11 protein-coding genes are annotated in these 16,170 nt (G+C 64.3%); 5 read left to right on the forward strand and 6 right to left on the reverse strand.

What is annotated here, in order from left to right; all coding sequences use genetic code 11:
• Nucleotides 1-32: 32 nt before the first annotated feature.
• The 6 genes from KHZ24_02985 to KHZ24_03010 form a co-directional block, all read right to left on the reverse strand.
• Entirely contained in the window at nt 33-569 is a 537-nt protein-coding gene (locus tag KHZ24_02985) for a nitroreductase (GenBank protein MBS5450166.1), read from the reverse strand.
• A gap of 76 nt (nt 570-645) precedes the next feature.
• Nucleotides 646-1,518, reverse strand: a complete 873-nt coding sequence (locus KHZ24_02990) for an HAD family hydrolase (protein ID MBS5450167.1) — start codon at nt 1,516-1,518, stop codon at nt 646-648.
• Between the two features lies 1 nt (nt 1,519).
• On the reverse strand, nt 1,520-5,086 hold the full coding sequence (gene cydC / locus KHZ24_02995; protein MBS5450168.1) for a thiol reductant ABC exporter subunit CydC: 3,567 nt from the start codon (nt 5,084-5,086) through the stop codon (nt 1,520-1,522).
• A gap of 180 nt (nt 5,087-5,266) precedes the next feature.
• Nucleotides 5,267-6,316, reverse strand: coding sequence for a tryptophan--tRNA ligase (gene trpS / locus KHZ24_03000; GenBank protein MBS5450169.1), 1,050 nt, complete (start codon nt 6,314-6,316; stop codon nt 5,267-5,269).
• Nucleotides 6,317-6,397: 81 nt separating this feature from the next.
• Nucleotides 6,398-7,876 carry a helix-turn-helix domain-containing protein gene (locus KHZ24_03005; GenBank protein ID MBS5450170.1) on the reverse strand — a complete coding sequence of 493 codons (1,479 nt, stop codon included), beginning with the start codon at nt 7,874-7,876 and terminating at the stop codon, nt 6,398-6,400.
• Nucleotides 7,877-7,929: 53 nt separating this feature from the next.
• Nucleotides 7,930-8,559: a helix-turn-helix transcriptional regulator gene (locus KHZ24_03010; GenBank protein ID MBS5450171.1), complete on the reverse strand. Its 630-nt coding sequence runs from the start codon at nt 8,557-8,559 to the stop codon at nt 7,930-7,932.
• A 477-nt stretch (nt 8,560-9,036) separates the two neighbouring features.
• Here KHZ24_03010 and KHZ24_03015 point away from each other — a divergent pair, with 477 nt between their 5' ends.
• From KHZ24_03015 to KHZ24_03035, 5 genes are all read left to right on the forward strand, one after another.
• Nucleotides 9,037-11,487: a molybdopterin-dependent oxidoreductase gene (locus KHZ24_03015; GenBank protein MBS5450172.1), complete on the forward strand. Its 2,451-nt coding sequence runs from the start codon at nt 9,037-9,039 to the stop codon at nt 11,485-11,487.
• 10 nt (nt 11,488-11,497) lie between these two features.
• On the forward strand, nt 11,498-12,028 hold the full coding sequence (locus KHZ24_03020; protein MBS5450173.1) for a 4Fe-4S dicluster domain-containing protein: 531 nt from the start codon (nt 11,498-11,500) through the stop codon (nt 12,026-12,028).
• Nucleotides 12,029-12,143: 115 nt separating this feature from the next.
• A complete protein-coding gene (locus KHZ24_03025) occupies nt 12,144-12,857 on the forward strand; it encodes a molecular chaperone TorD family protein (protein ID MBS5450174.1) in 714 nt (237 codons plus the stop codon).
• A gap of 285 nt (nt 12,858-13,142) precedes the next feature.
• Nucleotides 13,143-14,936, forward strand: a complete 1,794-nt coding sequence (locus tag KHZ24_03030) for a DUF4013 domain-containing protein (protein ID MBS5450175.1) — start codon at nt 13,143-13,145, stop codon at nt 14,934-14,936.
• A 205-nt stretch (nt 14,937-15,141) separates the two neighbouring features.
• Nucleotides 15,142-16,116 carry an SPFH domain-containing protein gene (locus tag KHZ24_03035; GenBank protein ID MBS5450176.1) on the forward strand — a complete coding sequence of 325 codons (975 nt, stop codon included), beginning with the start codon at nt 15,142-15,144 and terminating at the stop codon, nt 16,114-16,116.
• Nucleotides 16,117-16,170: the final 54 nt, after the last annotated feature.

A 16,170-nucleotide genomic window follows, 5' to 3' on the forward strand; every position in this document is an offset into this window, starting at 1 on the left:
AGGGGCCGGCCCCGCTTGTGCGGAAGGCAGATCTAGACGCGCGTGACGAAGCCTGGCTTGCGGGGCGCGGGCTGAGGGGCGTCGCCGGCGGCGTAACCGAGGACGCAGTGGCCTATGCCAACCCAATCGCCCTCGACGCCCCACGCAGCGAGAAGGGCCTTGCCCTCGGGGCTGTCGAACTCCTGTCGGGCTCGGTGGATCCAGCACGATCCTATGCCGAGCGCGTGGGCCGCAAGCATGAGGTTGCCCAGCACGAGCGAGCCGTCCTCGACGTAGGTGCGAGATGCCGCGGCGTCGGCGAGCACGACGATGACGGTGGGTGCGCCATAGAAGGGGTCCGAATCGACGCCGGCCACGGCGGCGTTCATCTTCGAGAGGGTGGCGATCTGCTCGGGATCCTGGAGGACGACGAGGTGCGTAGGCTGCTTGCCCATACCCGTGGCGGCGTACTGGCCTGCCTTAATAATGGTCTGTAGCGCGTCCTCGTCTATCTGGCGGCTCTGGAAGCTGCGGATGCTGCGCCGGCTGAGCATGTCGGCGATCGTCGGGTTGCTATCTTGTGCGCTCATGTGACTCCTTCCAATGGTGAATGCCGATGCGGCACGTCCCACGGTGTGGGTATGCGCCGCGTTTCCTGACAGCTTTCTATCCGCGCGGCGGTGCTCCGATGCCGAGGAGACGCTCGATGACGCATGCGAGCCCATCCTCGGCGTTCGAGGGCGCGGTCTCGTCGGCGCAGCGTCGCACGCGAGGGGCGGCGTTTCCCATCGCGACGCCATGCCCTGCGACCTGGAGCAGCGGGACGTCGTTCTCGTCGTCGCCAAAGGCAAGGGAGCGCGCCATGTCGAGATCGAGGTGCTTGAGCAGAGCGGCAGCGCCCGTTGCCTTGCTGACGTCGGAGCGGACTATCTCGATGAGCGCTCCGTTCGTGGAGCGGATGATCGAGAGGTGGGGAAAGCGCGCCGCAAGCGTGCGCCGTACCTCCTCGCTGCGTGCTGGGTCGGGACGACACCCGCAGAACAGCTTGTTCGGTTCGATGCCGCGTGCGAGCAGGTCATCGTAGGAAGCCTGCTCTGGCGTCGCTCGCACTATGGAGGCCTCTCGCTCGATGGCTGGTGCCGTCGGGTCTTCTGCGTACCAGTGAGGCCCCGCGAAGTAGCATGGCGAGAGCTGCGGCCATAGCCGTGCGATGAGGTCGAGGACAGCGCGCGTTGTCTGGACGTCGATCGTCTCGCTTGCCAGGGGCGTGCCGACGTCGTCTGTGACAAAGGCGCCGCTGTAGCAGATGCGATAGGCTGGTATGCCGAGCTCTGCGCACACCTGCGTGAGCCCGGAGGGCATGCGCCCCGTGGCGAGTGCGAATACGACGCCGCGCTCGTGTAGGGCGCGCACGGCGCGGACGGTCCGCGCAGACAGGGCGTGCGTCGGGCGCAACAGCGTGCCGTCGATGTCGGAGAACACGATGTCGTAAGGGAGCCCCGTTGTGGCACTGGCTGCCTTCTCCCAGGAGGCGTCCATATTAGCTCAGCCTCCCATGTTCGACGCTGACGTGCGCGTCTGCAAACGCAACCGTAGAACGACGGTGGCTGACGAGCACGATTGTCTTGCCGGCGCGCTCCTGCTCGAGAGCACGCAGCACAGCGGCCTCGTTCAAGCTGTCGAGGTTGCTCGTGGGCTCGTCGAGCAGCACGAGCGGGGCGTCGCGCAGGAACACGCGGGCGAGTCCGATGCGCTGGCGCTCGCCACCGGACAGCGTGGAGCCAAGCTCGCCGACGGGCGTGTCAAAGCCCTGCGGAAGCGTTGAGACGAACTCGAGCAGCGCCGCCTTCTTGCAGGCGCGCTCGAGCTCCTCCTGCGTGGCGTCGGGCCGTGCCAGCAGGATGTTCTCGCCGATCGTGCCGGCGAACAGGTGGGTGTCCTGCGTCATATAGCTTTCGTTAGCACGCAGGCTCGACGTGTTGACGCGGCGCAGGTTGACGCCGGACATCTCGATGTAGCCGCTCGTGGGATCCCAGAAGCGCATGAGCAGCTTGAGCAGCGTCGACTTGCCCGAGCCGGAGCGCCCGGATATGCACGTGACCGTACCGGGCTCCACGCGCAAGTTTATGCCGGAGAGGACCTGCTCACCGCCGTACGAGAAGTCCACGTTGCGTGCGATGACCTCCGTGAATGTGTGGACGTCCTGGCCGGTTGTGATATCGAGCACCTGGGGTTGCTCGTCGAGGATGTCGAGCACGCGGTTGCCCGAGGCGATCGTCTGCGCAAGCGTGCTGCCGAGGTTTGCGACGGCCACGACAGGGCCAAAGGAGCTCATGAGTGCCACCGTTGCAGTGATGGCCTGCGAGAAGTCGATGGCGCCGCTCTGACACAGCACGGCGCACGCAACGAGCATCACGATGTCGAACGCCATGATGAGCGCCATCGTCAGTGCCATGAATGCCGCTGTGCGATCTTTGAGACGCCCCTCTGTCTCGCCCATCTTGCGTGTGCGCTCGGCGAGCTCTGCCGAACGCTCAGAGGTTTGCCCATATTGCAGCGTCTCCGTGAGTCCGCGCAGCCCGTCAAGTACGAACGTGTTCATGTCTCCGATACGGTTGCGCATGGTGAGGCCCGCTGAGCCTGTCGCCTTTGAGGCGAAGAACGGCACGGCGACGCCGATGACGAGGTACGCCGCAAGTGCGATCTGCCCCAGGCGCGGGTCTTGGCACCAGATGACGACTGTCATGGCGAGGCTTACAACGACAGCGATGAGAACAGGCGAGATGGTGTGCGCGTAAAAGACTTCCAGCAGCTCGATGTCTGCCGTGAGTGTCGAGATGAGGCTTCCCTTGTCGCGTCCCTCAAGCTTTGCGGGGGCGAGGCGTCGAAGGGCGCCAAACATCTTGTCACGCACGAGCGCCAACAGCTTGAAGGCGATGTAGTGGTTGCAGAGTTGCTCGCCGTAGTGCAGCGGACCGCGCATGATGCCGCACGCGGCTATGACGACGAGCAGTGCCGTGAGACCGGGCGCACTATGGGGCGTTGCCGCGACGAGGGCGATGCCCTGCCCGCCGATCAGCGTGAGCAGGATGGCGGCAACGTGGCCGAGCACGCCGAGTACGACGGCAAGCGCCATGAAAGGCGCGAGCGGGCGCACGAGGCCGACGAGGCGTCCCATGACCTTGAGGGCGCTGCGGCGGCGGGGCGCCGACGTACCCGGGACATCGGCGCCGGCCTGCTCGGGGCCGTCGAGCACGGGGTCGTGTCGCGTGGCGTGTGAGGCGGGGCCGGGCCTCGCCGAGCAGGCCTCCCGTGCGGGCTCCGCGTTGCGTCGGGCTCGCTCTGCCTCGCGCTCCTGTGCGGTGCCGTCTTCGGTTGCGCGCGCGAACGACTCGAGCTCGGCCTGCTGGTTCCACATGCGCGCGTACGCGCCCCCTGTGGAAAGCAGCTCTTCGTGCGTTCCGCACTGCGCGATCGTGCCACCGTCGAGTACGTAAATGCGAGCGGCGCCCGCCACGACGGCGAGTCGGTGGGCGATGGCGATGACCGTGCGGCCGTCTGCCACGAGCTCCTCGATGACGCGCCAGATGGCCGCCTCGCTCTCCGCGTCGACGTTGGACGTGGCCTCGTCGAATATGTAGACGGGCGTGTCATGCAGCAGGGCGCGAGCTAGTGCCAGGCGCTGCCGCTGCCCTCCTGACAGGTTGGAAGCTTGCTCGCTGAGGGCCATGTCAAGGCCGCCGGACGCGCGCACGAAATCGGCGAGGCGGCAGCGCGTCAGGGCACTCCAGAGCTCGTCGTCCGTGGCATCGGGCTTGCCCATCAGCAGGTTGGAGCGCACGGTGCCCTTGAACAAGTAGCTCGCGAAGCTCACGGTCGTGACAGCGTTGGCGAGCGCGGCGTGGGAGAGATCTCGCACCTCGACGCCCTCGATGCGAACAGATCCGTCATGCCCGGCAATGTGCGCCGAGATGATTCCGGCGAGCGTGGACTTGCCTGAGCCGGATGGGCCGACGATGGCGACGAGCTCTCCGGGCGCGGCGGCCAGGTCGACGTCGTGCAACACCTGACGCGAGCCGTCATAGGAGTAGCTGACGCCCCGGCAGCACACGTTGAGCTGCCGGCCGTGAGGTAGCGTGCGCGTTCCCTGGGGCGGCAGGGGCGCGTCCAGAATCTTGAACATCTTCTCTGCAGCCGCCAGGCCGTTCATGGCGGTGTGGAAGAATGAGCCAAGCGTGCGCATGGGCAGGAAGAACTCGGCGCTGAGCAGCACGATCGTAAAGGCGGCGGCGAGCCCTATCGAGCCGGATGCGTATTGGGCGAGCGTCACGATGATGCCGACGGCCGCACCGCCATACGCGAACACATCCATGACGATGATGGAGTTGAGCTGCATGCGCAGGACATTCATCGTCGCGACGCGGAACTTTTCGGCCTCGTCGTTCATCTGACGATGCCGGGCTTCATCGGCCTCGTAGATCTTGAGGGTCGTCAGGCCCTGGATGTTTTCGAGGAACATGGCACCGAGGTCTGTGTATGCGCCCAGATAGCGCCCCATGACCTTCTTAGCGATGCCTTGCACAACCATGATGGACGCAGGGATGAGCGGCACGCAGACGATGAGCGCCACGGCAGATGGCAGGCTTAAGGGGGCGAGGCAGAAGAATAGCGTGAGTGGAGCGGCGAGCGCGTAGAACAGCTGGGGGAGATATTGCCCAAAGTAGACCTCGAGCTGCTCAACCCCCTCGACACTCACCTGCATTGCCTCGCTCGTGCGGACGCTCTCGACGTAGGAGGGGCCTGTGGCGACGAGCTTGTCGTAGACCTGCTGGCGGACGGTGCGCTTGGCCTCGACGGAGCTGCGCAGGCCCATGCGCTGTGCCATGACGGTGCACGCGGCTCGCGTGGCGATGGCGAGCGCGGCCCCGAGGCAGAGCTGCACGAGGCTGAGCTGCGTGACGCTGCCCTCGAGCATGTGCTGCAGGAACACACCAATGAACATCGTGAGCGCAATGTTTGCCAGCAGGGAGAGCCACTGAAAGCCTACGCAGGCGAAGACGCAGGGATGCGCGCCGCGCACCATAGCCCAGAGTCGCTTGTTGAACATGCGCATCGCTCCTTCGTGTCGTGCCGTGCGGATCGCCGTCGCATTGCAAACTATCGTACACCCGTTCGATATCGTATAAAAGAAAAACTTCCGGGGACCGCCGCTCGCATTGAGGGCGCTCCTCGGAAGTTTAATTCATCGAACAGTATCTCTTGCGAACACGCCGGCGAAGATGGCGTGCTAGTACAGCATCCCCATGGCGGCGCGCACCTCGGCAAGCGTCTGCTCGGCGATCTCGTTGGCCTTGCGGTTGCCCTCGGCGAGGACGTCCTTGACGTAGGACAGGTCGTTCTCGTAGGCGTGGCGACGCTCGCGAATGGGGGCGAAGTAGTCGTTGACCGCCTCCGTGACGTACTTCTTGAGTGCGCCGGCACCTGCGTCGCCGATCTCGTCGGCGATGTCCTGCGGGTCACGGCCGGTGCAGATGGCGGCCGTCGAGATGAGAGCGGACACGCCCGGGCGGTTCTCGGGATCGAACGTGATCGTGCGCTCGGAGTCCGTCGGCGACTTCTTGATGCGCTTTGCCGTCTCGTCGGCTGTCATGGAGATGGAGATGGCGTTGCCGTACGACTTGCTCATCTTGCGGCCGTCGAGGCCCGGTAGCAACGTCGCGCTGGACAGGAGTGCGTTGACCTCGGGGAACACCTTGCCGAAGCGCTCGTTGAAGCGGCGGGCGATCGTGCGCGTCAGCTCGATGTGCGGGAGCTGGTCGGCGCCGACGGGGACGACGTTGCCCTTGCAGAACAGGATGTCGCACGCCTGGTGCACAGGATAGGTGAGGAGCAGGCCGGTCAGCGCGTGGCCGGACGCCTCCATCTCTGCCTTGACCGTGGGGTTACGCTGCAGCTCTGCCTCGGTGACGAGCGAGAGGAACGGGAGCATGAGCTGGTTGCACGCGGGGATGGCCGAGTGCGTGTAGATCATCGTCTTCGCGGGATCTAGACCACAGGCCAGGTAGTCCATGACCATGTTGTACACGTTGTCGGAGATGTGCTCCGTCGTGTCACGGTCGGTGATGACCTGGTAGTCGGCGATGAGGACGTTCGTGCGCACGCCCTGGTTCTGCAAGGCAACGCGGTTCTTGAGCGTGCCGAAGTAGTGGCCAAGATGCAGGCGGCCCGTCGGACGGTCGCCGGTGAGCATGACGTACTTCTCAGGATGAACCGTCAGATCAGCCGCGACCTCGTTGCTGCGGCGCACGGCCTCGTCGAAGCTGCCTACGTTGGGCATGGGAGCCACTCCTTCGCTTTGATGTTGCGCAAACGATCGCCATGGTAGAGCATCGCGCGTCGTTACGCCACCGCTCTGGCGCTATCGCTCGATCTTGTCCAGCATCTCCTGACGGGTGTGGACGTTGAGTTTGCGATAGATGTGCGCGAGGTGCGTGTTCACCGTGCCGGCGGCGATGCCCATGATCTCCTGAACGCGTTGAGCCGAGCGGCCCTTAGCGATGAGCACCATGACCTCGGTCTCCTTCTTCGTGAGGCCGTACTCGCGTGCGACGTCTTCGCAGCGCTCCATGAAGCGTCGTGGCGCGCCCGCGTGGTCGTCCTCGCTTACGACCTCGGCGATGCTGCGGTCGTGCACGATGAGGAAAAAGGCGAGCATCGTGAGGCAGGCACAGACGAGTGCGATGAGGCTCTCGAGGTGGTAGGACGAGCCAAAGCGTGGAGCGAGCGCGTTGCCCGTTACGTCGCCGGCCACCCATCCCAGGTAGGCAATGCCCAGGCCAAAGCCGAAGGCGCGTGCGGCGCTCGGCCGGTATGCGTTGACGTATTGGGCGAGCAGCGTCCACTCGATGAGCAGCAGAAGGATGTGGCTCGCGTTCGTCAGCACGTCGGCGACGAGGCCGAGCTCCTCGACGATGGGCGCAAGCAGGAACATGAACGCGAGCATGAGCATGCCGGCTCGCCCCGCGCTTGTGATGCCGACGAGCCCCCGTCCGTGGAAGGCCGCAAGCAAAAGCAGCAAGCAAGCGATGACGGTCGCCATGAGGAACACCCAGCGGTGCAGCACGGGGTTTGCGTGCGGATTAGCTTGCAGGAAGAAGCCGCGCGCGACGCCCTCTGCGAAACCTAGCACGCAGAAGCACACGATGGCACGCGGCAGGTCTTGCGGGGCCATGCCCTTCAGGGCGAGTCTCTCATCCTGAGCAGACGCGGAAGCGTCGCCCTCGACGGGCAGAATGAGGAGCGATGCTCCGACGAGCGGCAGGATGAGGGAGATGATGTGCGTGGGGCCGCTGGGAAGGTGCAGGGCAAGCGTGTAGAGCGCCGCGGCGATGACGAATGCGATCGCAAGGCACACGGGGATTGATCGGCGGGGGAGACGCGAGACCTTGGTTGCAGCCTGCGCGAACAGCGCGCCGAGACCGGCCCCCGATGCGAGCGCAGCCACGTGATATACGCCCCTGCCGAGCTGGCCCTGCTCACCGGCGATGATGACGACCGTTCCAGCGCACATGACCAGCGCGGACACGCTGGCGAGCGCGACGGCGGGGGAGAGACGCGCTCCCTGCGTTCCCGCAACGCAACGCTCGATGCGCGAGGCGAGGGCAGTGCCGGGACGCGAGAGAATCGCGAGGACGAGCAGCGCGACGACGAGGCCCATGTACGAAACAGAGTGAGCCTTGTCGAGCAGGTTTGCGTCACCGTGCTCCGGCGTGAGCACGGCCCAGCTCAGAAACACGATATACGTCCACGATATCAGGGCACCGAGTCCGATAGACGTCAGCGCCATGGCCAGGCGCGATATGTCACGCGTTTCCCGATCGTGGGCCGTCTCTGTCACGATGCTCCTCTCAGGCTGCCGATACCCCACACACTGCTTGTATTACGGCCATTCTAGTACATCGGGGTACCGTGGTCTTCGTCTAACAGGTCGAGGAGCTCCTGGCGTGCATGGATGCCGAGCTTCTTATATATGCGTACGAGATACGTGTTCACGGTGCCGGCTGACAGCCCAAGCATCTCCTGGATCTTCTGGGCGGAGCGGCCCTTAGCGATGAGCACCATGACCTCGGTCTCGCGTGGCGTGAGGCCGTGCGCGTCGGCGAGCTGCTCGCAGCGCAGCATGAAGCGCCGCGGCGAGGACGGGCGCTCGTCGTCGGCGTCGAGCAGGGCCACGATCGTGCGGTCGTCCACGACAAACATCAGCGAGGCGTGCACGATACAGGCGCAGCCGAGCGCGAGCAGGCAAGATGAGCGCCACCCGATGTCGACGAACGACGTCAGGAGGCTCCCGACGAACGTTCCGGCGAGACACCCGGCGAACGCCAGGCCCAGGCCGAGCCCAAACCCAACGGTGACGGGAAGACGGTATGCGATGACGGTCTGGGCCAGCAGCGTCCACAGCAGCAGGTAGAACAGGGCATAGCACACCATGGTGGCAAGGTCGGCCAGCAGACCCATTCCCTTGACGATCGGTGCGAGCAGAATGAGGAACGCCATGGCGAACGCAACGACGTGGCTCACGGTCGTGATCGCGCGGGGCCCCCGCCGCCCTACCGTCGAGGCGAGCAGGTCCATGCAAGTAGGCACCCGAACCCGGCGATCGTGGCAAACGTCTGTCGCGCTCCGGGCGCAACGTCGGACGATTCGGCAGAATTTTGGCCTCTCGGCTCGTTTTTTCCGGTCATGCATCCTCCCCATGTCGCCGAACAGTGTGCCTCAGCAAAGAAATCGGGGCAACGCCTCAGGAGAGACATTTTTGCCCACGGGAAGTCTCATCTCATTGAATGCCCAGTTCAGACGTGCCATGCAACGCTGTCATATGAAATGTCCGATGCCCTCATAGACAACGTTCGACAGCATTCCCGCACAAGGTTGCCGATGAATCTGTTTATGTAGACGTCATGGAGTTCGAGCCGGTATCTCATGCGGCACCAGACGTGCCCAGGCAAGCGTGCCGAGCTTCGAACCCGCAGGGAGAAGGAGAGAGGGAGGAGAGACATGGAACGCAAGCCCACGATGGTCAGTAGGCGCAGCTTCCTTAAGGCCGGCGCCACGCTCGGTGCCGTTGCCGCCGCCGGGGGAATGCTCGGCTCGCAGGGGCTCGTCGCACTGGCTGACGATAAGGCGTCCGGCGCGAAGGACGGCGGCGAGGTCGAAGAGATCCGTCACATGTTCTGCCAGATGTGCGGTCCTGCCCGTACGCACTGCTCCACGCTGTGCCACATCAAGGACGGCCGCTGGACGAGCGTCGAGGGCAACCCCGAGGCCGGGAACAACTACGGTGTCGGCAGCCGCACGCTGTGCGGCAAGGGCAACGCCGCCATGGGCGTGCTCTACTCGCCCACGCGCCTCGAGTACCCGATGCGTCGCGTCGGCGAGAAGGGCGAGGGCAAGTTCGAGCGCATCACGTGGGACGAGGCGCTCGACGAGATCGCGGCCAAGCTGCTCGAGCAGAAGGAGCAGTACGGCGCCAAGTCGTACGGCGTCCTGTCGCCGCAGTTCTACGCCGTTCTCGGCACGCTTGGCCGCCGCTTCCTGAACGTCCACGGCAGCCCGAACTACATGCACTCCGCCATCTGCAACTCGCAGCGCATGTTCTCGAACCTCGTCACGCTCGGCGGCAAGCAGCACGCTGCGTGCAACAAGACGATGCCCGGCCAGCTCAACAAGACGAAGCTCCTCGTGAACTGGGGCTACAACTCCGAGAACTCCGGTATCAACCAGGGCGACCCCAACAAGCGCCTCAACGCCATCGAGAACGGCCTGCAGGTCATCGACATCCGCCCGATGCGCGACGGCCTTGCCACGCACGCCGACATCTGGGTGCCCGTGCGCCCCGGTACCGACTGCGCCCTCGCCATGGCGTGCCTGAACTACATCATCACGAACGACCTGTACGACCACGACTTCGTCGACAACTGGTGCGACGGCTTTGACGAGCTCGCCGAGCACCTCGCCGAGAACACGCCTGAGTGGGCAAGCGCCATCACGGGCGTCCCGACGGAGCAGATCGAGCAGATCGCTGAGATGATGGGCACGATCAAGCCCATGGGCATCAACTGCGGCAACGGCATCGGTGACCAGCAGAACGACGGTCACTGGGCCCAGGCCTGCATCGACCTCATCGAGGCTATCACCGGCAACATCGACGTTCCCGGTGGCTCGGGTGCCGCTATGATCATGCCCCCGTCGCTCATCCCGACCGGTGGCATCGACATCCTGTCCGACCGCCTGCCCGCCTCCGATGAGGACGAGGCAAACGGCTGGATGGCCGGCGTCGCTGACCTCGTGGCCCCCGAGACCCCGCGCTGGTTCCAGAACATGGTGACGCAGGAGTCCGGCCCCACGACGGCCTACAACAAGGGCATCCAGAGCATCCTTACCGAGGATCCCTATCCGCTGCGCTGCATCTTCGGCCAGTCGTCCAACCCGCTGACGGCCACGCGCCAGCCGAAGACCGTCATCGAGGCCCTCAAGAAGCTCGACTTCTACGTTGTCATGGACACGGAGTGGAACAGCTCGTGCGACTACGCTGACATCGTTCTGCCTGCATGCACGAACTACGAGACGGATCAGCAGTTCGCCACGAAGAACTCCGTTGCCGGTACGTGGATCGGCATCAACCAGAAGATCGCCGAGCCGCTGGCCGAGAGCCGCTCCGACTGGGACTACTACTGCCAGCTGGCCGATCGCATGGGCTACGGCGACGACTTCTGGCACGGCGACTTCGACGAGTGTCTGCGCGAGCAGCTTGAGCCGTCCGGCATCGACCTGGACGAGCTGCGCGAGAAGGGCCAGATGTTTGTCGAGCGCACGGACGGCGCCCAGCCGACCGAGCCCGAGTACAAGCGCTACGCCGAGCTGTTCGCCGAGCTGCCCAACGGCAAGGTCCAGTGCTACAACAACTGGATCGGCAACATGCCGAGCGCTGACGGCCTGTCGACGATCTCTCCGCTGCCCGTGTACAACGGCCCGGCCGAGTCGCTGACGGAGACGCCGGAGCTCGCCGAGGAGTACCCGCTGATCTTCTCGGACGTCCACGCGTATCGCCTGTGCAACCACAGCTGCTATGTCAACGTGCCCTATCTGCGCGAGCTGCAGCCCGAGCCCTGGGTCAAGATCAACCCCGCCACCGCCCAGAAGTATGGCATCGAGGACGGCGACTGGATGAAGATCGAGTCCCCGCACGGCTGGGTCAAGATGGTTGCTCGCTACTTTGAGGCCATCGCCCCCGACGTGCTCATGAGCCGCCGCGGTTGGTGGCAGGACTGCCCCGAGCTCGGCCTGCCCGGCTATGGCTGCGAAGACGGAGGCTCCGAGGTCAACGTCCTCTACGACGACAACATGGCCAACTTTGACCCGTTTAACTCCGCCATGTCCAAGCAGACTCTCGTGAAGATCAGCAAGCTTGATCCTGCCGAGATCCCTGCGGGCACCGGCGAGCTCTAGGAGGGCGACAATGAGTAACCAGTACGGCTTCTTTGTTGACACGAGCCGCTGCATCAAGTGCTGGGCCTGCGTCATTGCATGCAAGCAGTGGAACGGCATCAAGGCGGGCGGCGTGAGCCGTCGCAAGGTCGACGAGACGATCGAGGGCACGTTCCCTGACGTGAACCGTATCTTTACGTCACACGCGTGCAACCACTGCGAGAACCCCGCCTGCGTCGAGTCCTGCCCGGCGGGCGCCATCACGAAGCGCGAGGAGGACGGCATCGTCGTCTTCGACCGCGAGAAGTGCATCGGTTGCCAGACGTGCGCCAGCGTGTGCCCGTGGGGCGTCCCCGAGTACGACGTCGAGGACGGCAAGATGAACAAGTGCGACGGCTGCACAACGTGTGGCCGCACCGAGGAGGGCCTGACGCACTGCGCCGCCACGTGCCCGACGCAGGCGCTGCACTTCGGTCCGCTCGACGAGATGGAGGCGCTGGCCGCCGAGAAGGGCGGAGCGCGCATGGAGGGCGAGACGGGTCCCTGCGTGTTTATCGCCTAGAAAGGCGGGTGCGGGCGTGCCCCTCGGGGCGCTACAATGAGCCCGCCTGATTGATCGTGCGACAGGGGAGGCCGGGCACGCGCTCGGCCTCCCTTCTTACGAGGGGAGACGACCTGTGGATACCGAGCTTCGGCAACTTGCCGACGAGGCGCGCGAGCGCTCGATGACCTACTCGTTTCTGGCGCGTGCACTGGCCGACGAGGAGATCCCACTGAGCTTTCTGGACTCGCTGAGCTCCATGGAGCTCGAGACGGGCACGGAGCTCGATGCATTTGCCTGCGGCCTGGCAGAGCTGGACGCCGACGGCCGCGAGCGGCAGCGCAAGGAGCTTGCTGCGGACCACGCCTCGTCGCTGCTCGGCATGTCGGTCGACCCCGTGTCGCCGTATGAGTCCGTGCACACGAGCGAGAAGCGCCTCATGATGCAGGAGGCGCGCGACAAGGTCGTGGCCGACTATCGCCAGCAGGGCTTTGGCGCGTCTCAGGACTTGCGCGTTCCCGAGGACCACATCAGCCTCGAGCTCTCGTTTATGGCGGCGCTTTGTGAGCGTTTTGCCGCAACGATCGAGGCTCATGCTAACGATGATGATCAAGTTCAGGGTGATGTTGAGGGTCAAGGCGCGGTCGAGGGTGCGCCTCTTCCTGCCGAGGCCCAAGAGCTAATGCAGGCACAAGCCACGTTCGTGTCCGACCACCTCGTGCCCTGGGTTCCAGGCTTCTGCGACGAGCTCGAGGATCACGCCGCGACGCCGTTTTATCGCGGCGTCGCGCAGATGCTGCGTCTCTTCGTTGAGGATGAGGCCGCCTCGCTCTCGCCACAGGAGGGGTAGCTTGTTTCCAGGTGGCCAGGCTCCAGTGTGAGGCCTGCCAAAAAGCAAGTAAAAGTACCGCGGCGCCCGCCTTTGAGATGAAGGCGGGCGCCGTTTTTTTCTGAAAGGATGTTTGGCATTTCGTGCGTTCTATGCAACACGACGTCGAACCGGGTTCAGGCTGGGGATACGTGCTTTGTTGTATGGAGCGCCCGACGTTTTGGGCACAAGCAAGATGATTACTGTCGATAACGCAGGATGCCTTCTGGGCGCAGGGGGTATCGATTCGAGAATGCGGAGGAGCATATGCCAGTTGCAGACCGCAGGTTCTTCGGGAGGGCGTGGGCGTCACTGGCGTCGACGCGTAACGTGTTCGGGAAGCTCTGTCTCATCGCGCTGCTCCAGTTTGTGCCCATCCTTGGGCAGATCGTTGCACTGGGATACTTCCTTGGCTGGGTGCGAGAGGCAGCCTGGGGCATGGAGACGCCCGCTCCTGCGCACGTGCTTTCGGGTGGCGATCGCGCCTTCTGGCCGCGCGGTGCCAAGGCGTGGGTCACGACTCTGCTCTACGGGCTCATCGAGGCCGCGTTTATCTGCATCCTGGGAGCCGTGTGGATGTTCTTTGGGCACATGCAGGGCGGAATCGTTGACGATATCGTGCTCGGCGTGCTTGTTGCAGTGGGGCTCTGCGGGACGATCCTGCTGACGATCTGCTGCTACGTCGGCCTCGTGCGCCTTGCGGTGTACAACCGCTTTGGCGCGGCGTGGCAGTGGGGCAAGTCCCTGCAGATGGCAGGCCGTGATTTCGGTGGCCTGCTCAAGCTGTTCTTCGGCACCGTTGGCCTGAACGTGCTGATTTCCATATTCGTGGGAGCTGTGTACTCGATTATGGTGTTGGGCTTTACGGCGGGCGCTGCCGTGCCCATTCTGTCTGATCTTGCCTATGTCGCGTCGGCGGGCCTCGAGGGCTTCATTTCCTGGCTTGTGGGTATCGCTGGGATGCTTGTCGTGACGGCGCCGCTCTGGCTCGTGCTCTCTTTCCTCCTGAACATCCCCTATCTCGTCATCACGGCTGTCTGCTGGCGTGCGCTGGGCAACTGGGCCGCCCAGTTTGACGTTCCTCGCTGGGGCGCTATGACCGATCCACTGCCTGAGCCTCGAGCGGAGTCCGCGCGTTCGGATGCTCCCGTGCGTCCTGCGGCGCCTTCTGCCGCTCAGCCCGCATCCGACTCCGCTGCGGTTGCGCAGGAGCCGATGATCGGCGGGAGCGCGACTCCCGAGGCGGTGTCCCCTGCCCCTGTGGCGGACGGCGTCGCCTCGCTTCCTGGGGTCGTCGCAGGCGAGGGAGGTCCCTCTGCCGCGAGCGAGAACACCTCTTCCACCCAGACGACTCCCAATCCTGTTGTCGCTGGCTTCTCCGAGACACCCCACGAGGAGCCTTCTGTCCCGACTTCCCAGGCCCCGACCGCGCCTCAGAAGCGGAGCCATCCCGTCGGCGTCATTGTGTTGTGCTTGCTTGGCTCGCTTGTACTGTCCGTCGCGATGGGTGCGCTTACCTCGTGCGGTGCGCTTGGCATATCGCGCGGGGCGCATGCGGCGTACTCCAATGGTGGTATCGCCGGATCGACGCTTTCTTCGCCCGACGGCCTTTGGGTGTCGAGCGATGGCCAGTCTGTCATGCTGTCCCCTGATGACGGATGGGACAAGGGTTCGTTCACGTGGCACTACGATGCCAGCGGCGCCTCCTACGCCCAGGGGACGTATGTGCTCGAAGACGTCAGCGACGGGATCCCCAACGAGCTGTATGGGCAGCTGCTGCGCCTTGATGACCCCGAGATCTCCGATCTTGTCGGAGCCTTGCTCGATCTGGGCGTTACACCGAGGACACTGGGCGTCGGCGTGTACCACATCCAGATGACGGCTGAGTCGGGCGTGCTCAATGGCCAGGATGCCACGTCGAGTGCGGCAGGAAACGTTGTGAATTGCCTGCTCATCGCCTACGGAGACGCCGGTCTTCTCGTTGACTACGATGTCATCCAGTCCGAATCGTATGCGGGCGGCCCCTATCCCGACGGAAGCGTGTTGTTTGTGACGCGGTAGGCGGGCGGAAGGCATACCCTCCTGCTCGATAGGGGCGGGCCTCGATCGAAATGCCGGTCGAGGCCCGTTTTTGTATGTCGTCTTTTCCTTACAGATTGCTGACGCTCTGGCTACTTGTGAGATGGGATACCAACATGATATCATAATGCTATCATAAAGACGCCTACGGTTGACATGCCTAGGCGCAGAGAGGAAAGGGGAACCCATGAGCAGTCCGGCTTCCGTCCACCCCGTTGACCATTCCAGCACTGTGCCCTCCCCGCAGGTTGCCCCTACGACAGAACATCGCACGCACGCCGCTTCAGGCTGGCTGATGCTCGTCGTGTTCGTCGTTCTTGCCTGCCTCGCCATTGTGGGCGTTTGTGCTGGCGGCTCCCTGCTTGACGTGGGCGCCTCTGGTCCTCTTGGCGGCGTTCTCCTGGGTGGTGGCCTCGTGTCGTTCGTGCTGGCGGTTCTGCTCATGGGCGGCTTTATGATGGTGCAGCCCAACACGGCACGCGTCTTGACGCTGTTCGGGGCGTATAAGGGCACGTCGACGGATACAGGCCTGCGCTGGGTCAATCCGTTCTACAAGAAGACGAAGGTGTCTCTGCGTGCTCGCACGCTCAACGGTGAACACCTCAAGGTTAACGACAGGCTCGGCAACCCCATCGAGATCGCCAACGTCACCGTGTGGCATGTCGATGACACGGCCCGTGCGGTGTTTGATGTCGACGACTACGCGGGCTTTGTCGCGGCCCAGAGCGAGACTGCCTTGCGTCATGTGGCAAGCCTCTACGCGTATGACCACATGGATGCTGATGATGCCGACTCGCATGAGATTACGCTGCGCAGCAACATCGCTGAGGTCAGCGACGTGCTTAAAGGCGAGCTGAGCGAGCGCCTGGCTGTGGCGGGCGTCGCCGTTGACGATGCGCGACTGACGCACCTGGCCTATGCCCCCGAGATCGCCCAGGCCATGCTGCGCCGCCAGCAGGCGGATGCCGTCATCGCGGCGCGCGGCAAAATAGTGCGCGGCGCCGTCGACATGGTGGAGATGGCCCTGTCCGAGCTCAGCGAGAAGCAGGTCGTCGACATGGATGAGGAGCGCAAGGCCCAGATGGTGTCGAACCTGCTCGTCGTGCTCTGCAGCGACTCTGAGGCTCAGCCCGTCGTGAATGCCGGATCGCTCTACCAGTAGGACGGTTGTGACCTATGGCCCGCAAGCAATATCCCCTGCGCATCGACCCCCAGG

This window comes from Coriobacteriia bacterium (assembly GCA_018368455.1).
GTDB lineage: Bacteria > Actinomycetota > Coriobacteriia > Coriobacteriales > UMGS124 > JAGZEG01.

Coding starts and splice junctions, on each gene's coding strand:
- KHZ24_02985 (MBS5450166.1), bottom strand. CDS start 569: ATGAGCGCACAAGATAGCAACCCGACGATCGCCGACATGCTCAGCCGG.
- KHZ24_02990 (MBS5450167.1), bottom strand. CDS start 1,518: ATGGACGCCTCCTGGGAGAAGGCAGCCAGTGCCACAACGGGGCTCCCT.
- cydC (MBS5450168.1), bottom strand. CDS start 5,086: ATGTTCAACAAGCGACTCTGGGCTATGGTGCGCGGCGCGCATCCCTGC.
- trpS (MBS5450169.1), bottom strand. CDS start 6,316: ATGCCCAACGTAGGCAGCTTCGACGAGGCCGTGCGCCGCAGCAACGAG.
- KHZ24_03015 (MBS5450172.1), top strand. CDS start 9,037: ATGGAACGCAAGCCCACGATGGTCAGTAGGCGCAGCTTCCTTAAGGCC.
- KHZ24_03020 (MBS5450173.1), top strand. CDS start 11,498: ATGAGTAACCAGTACGGCTTCTTTGTTGACACGAGCCGCTGCATCAAG.
- KHZ24_03030 (MBS5450175.1), top strand. CDS start 13,143: ATGCCAGTTGCAGACCGCAGGTTCTTCGGGAGGGCGTGGGCGTCACTG.
- KHZ24_03035 (MBS5450176.1), top strand. CDS start 15,142: ATGAGCAGTCCGGCTTCCGTCCACCCCGTTGACCATTCCAGCACTGTG.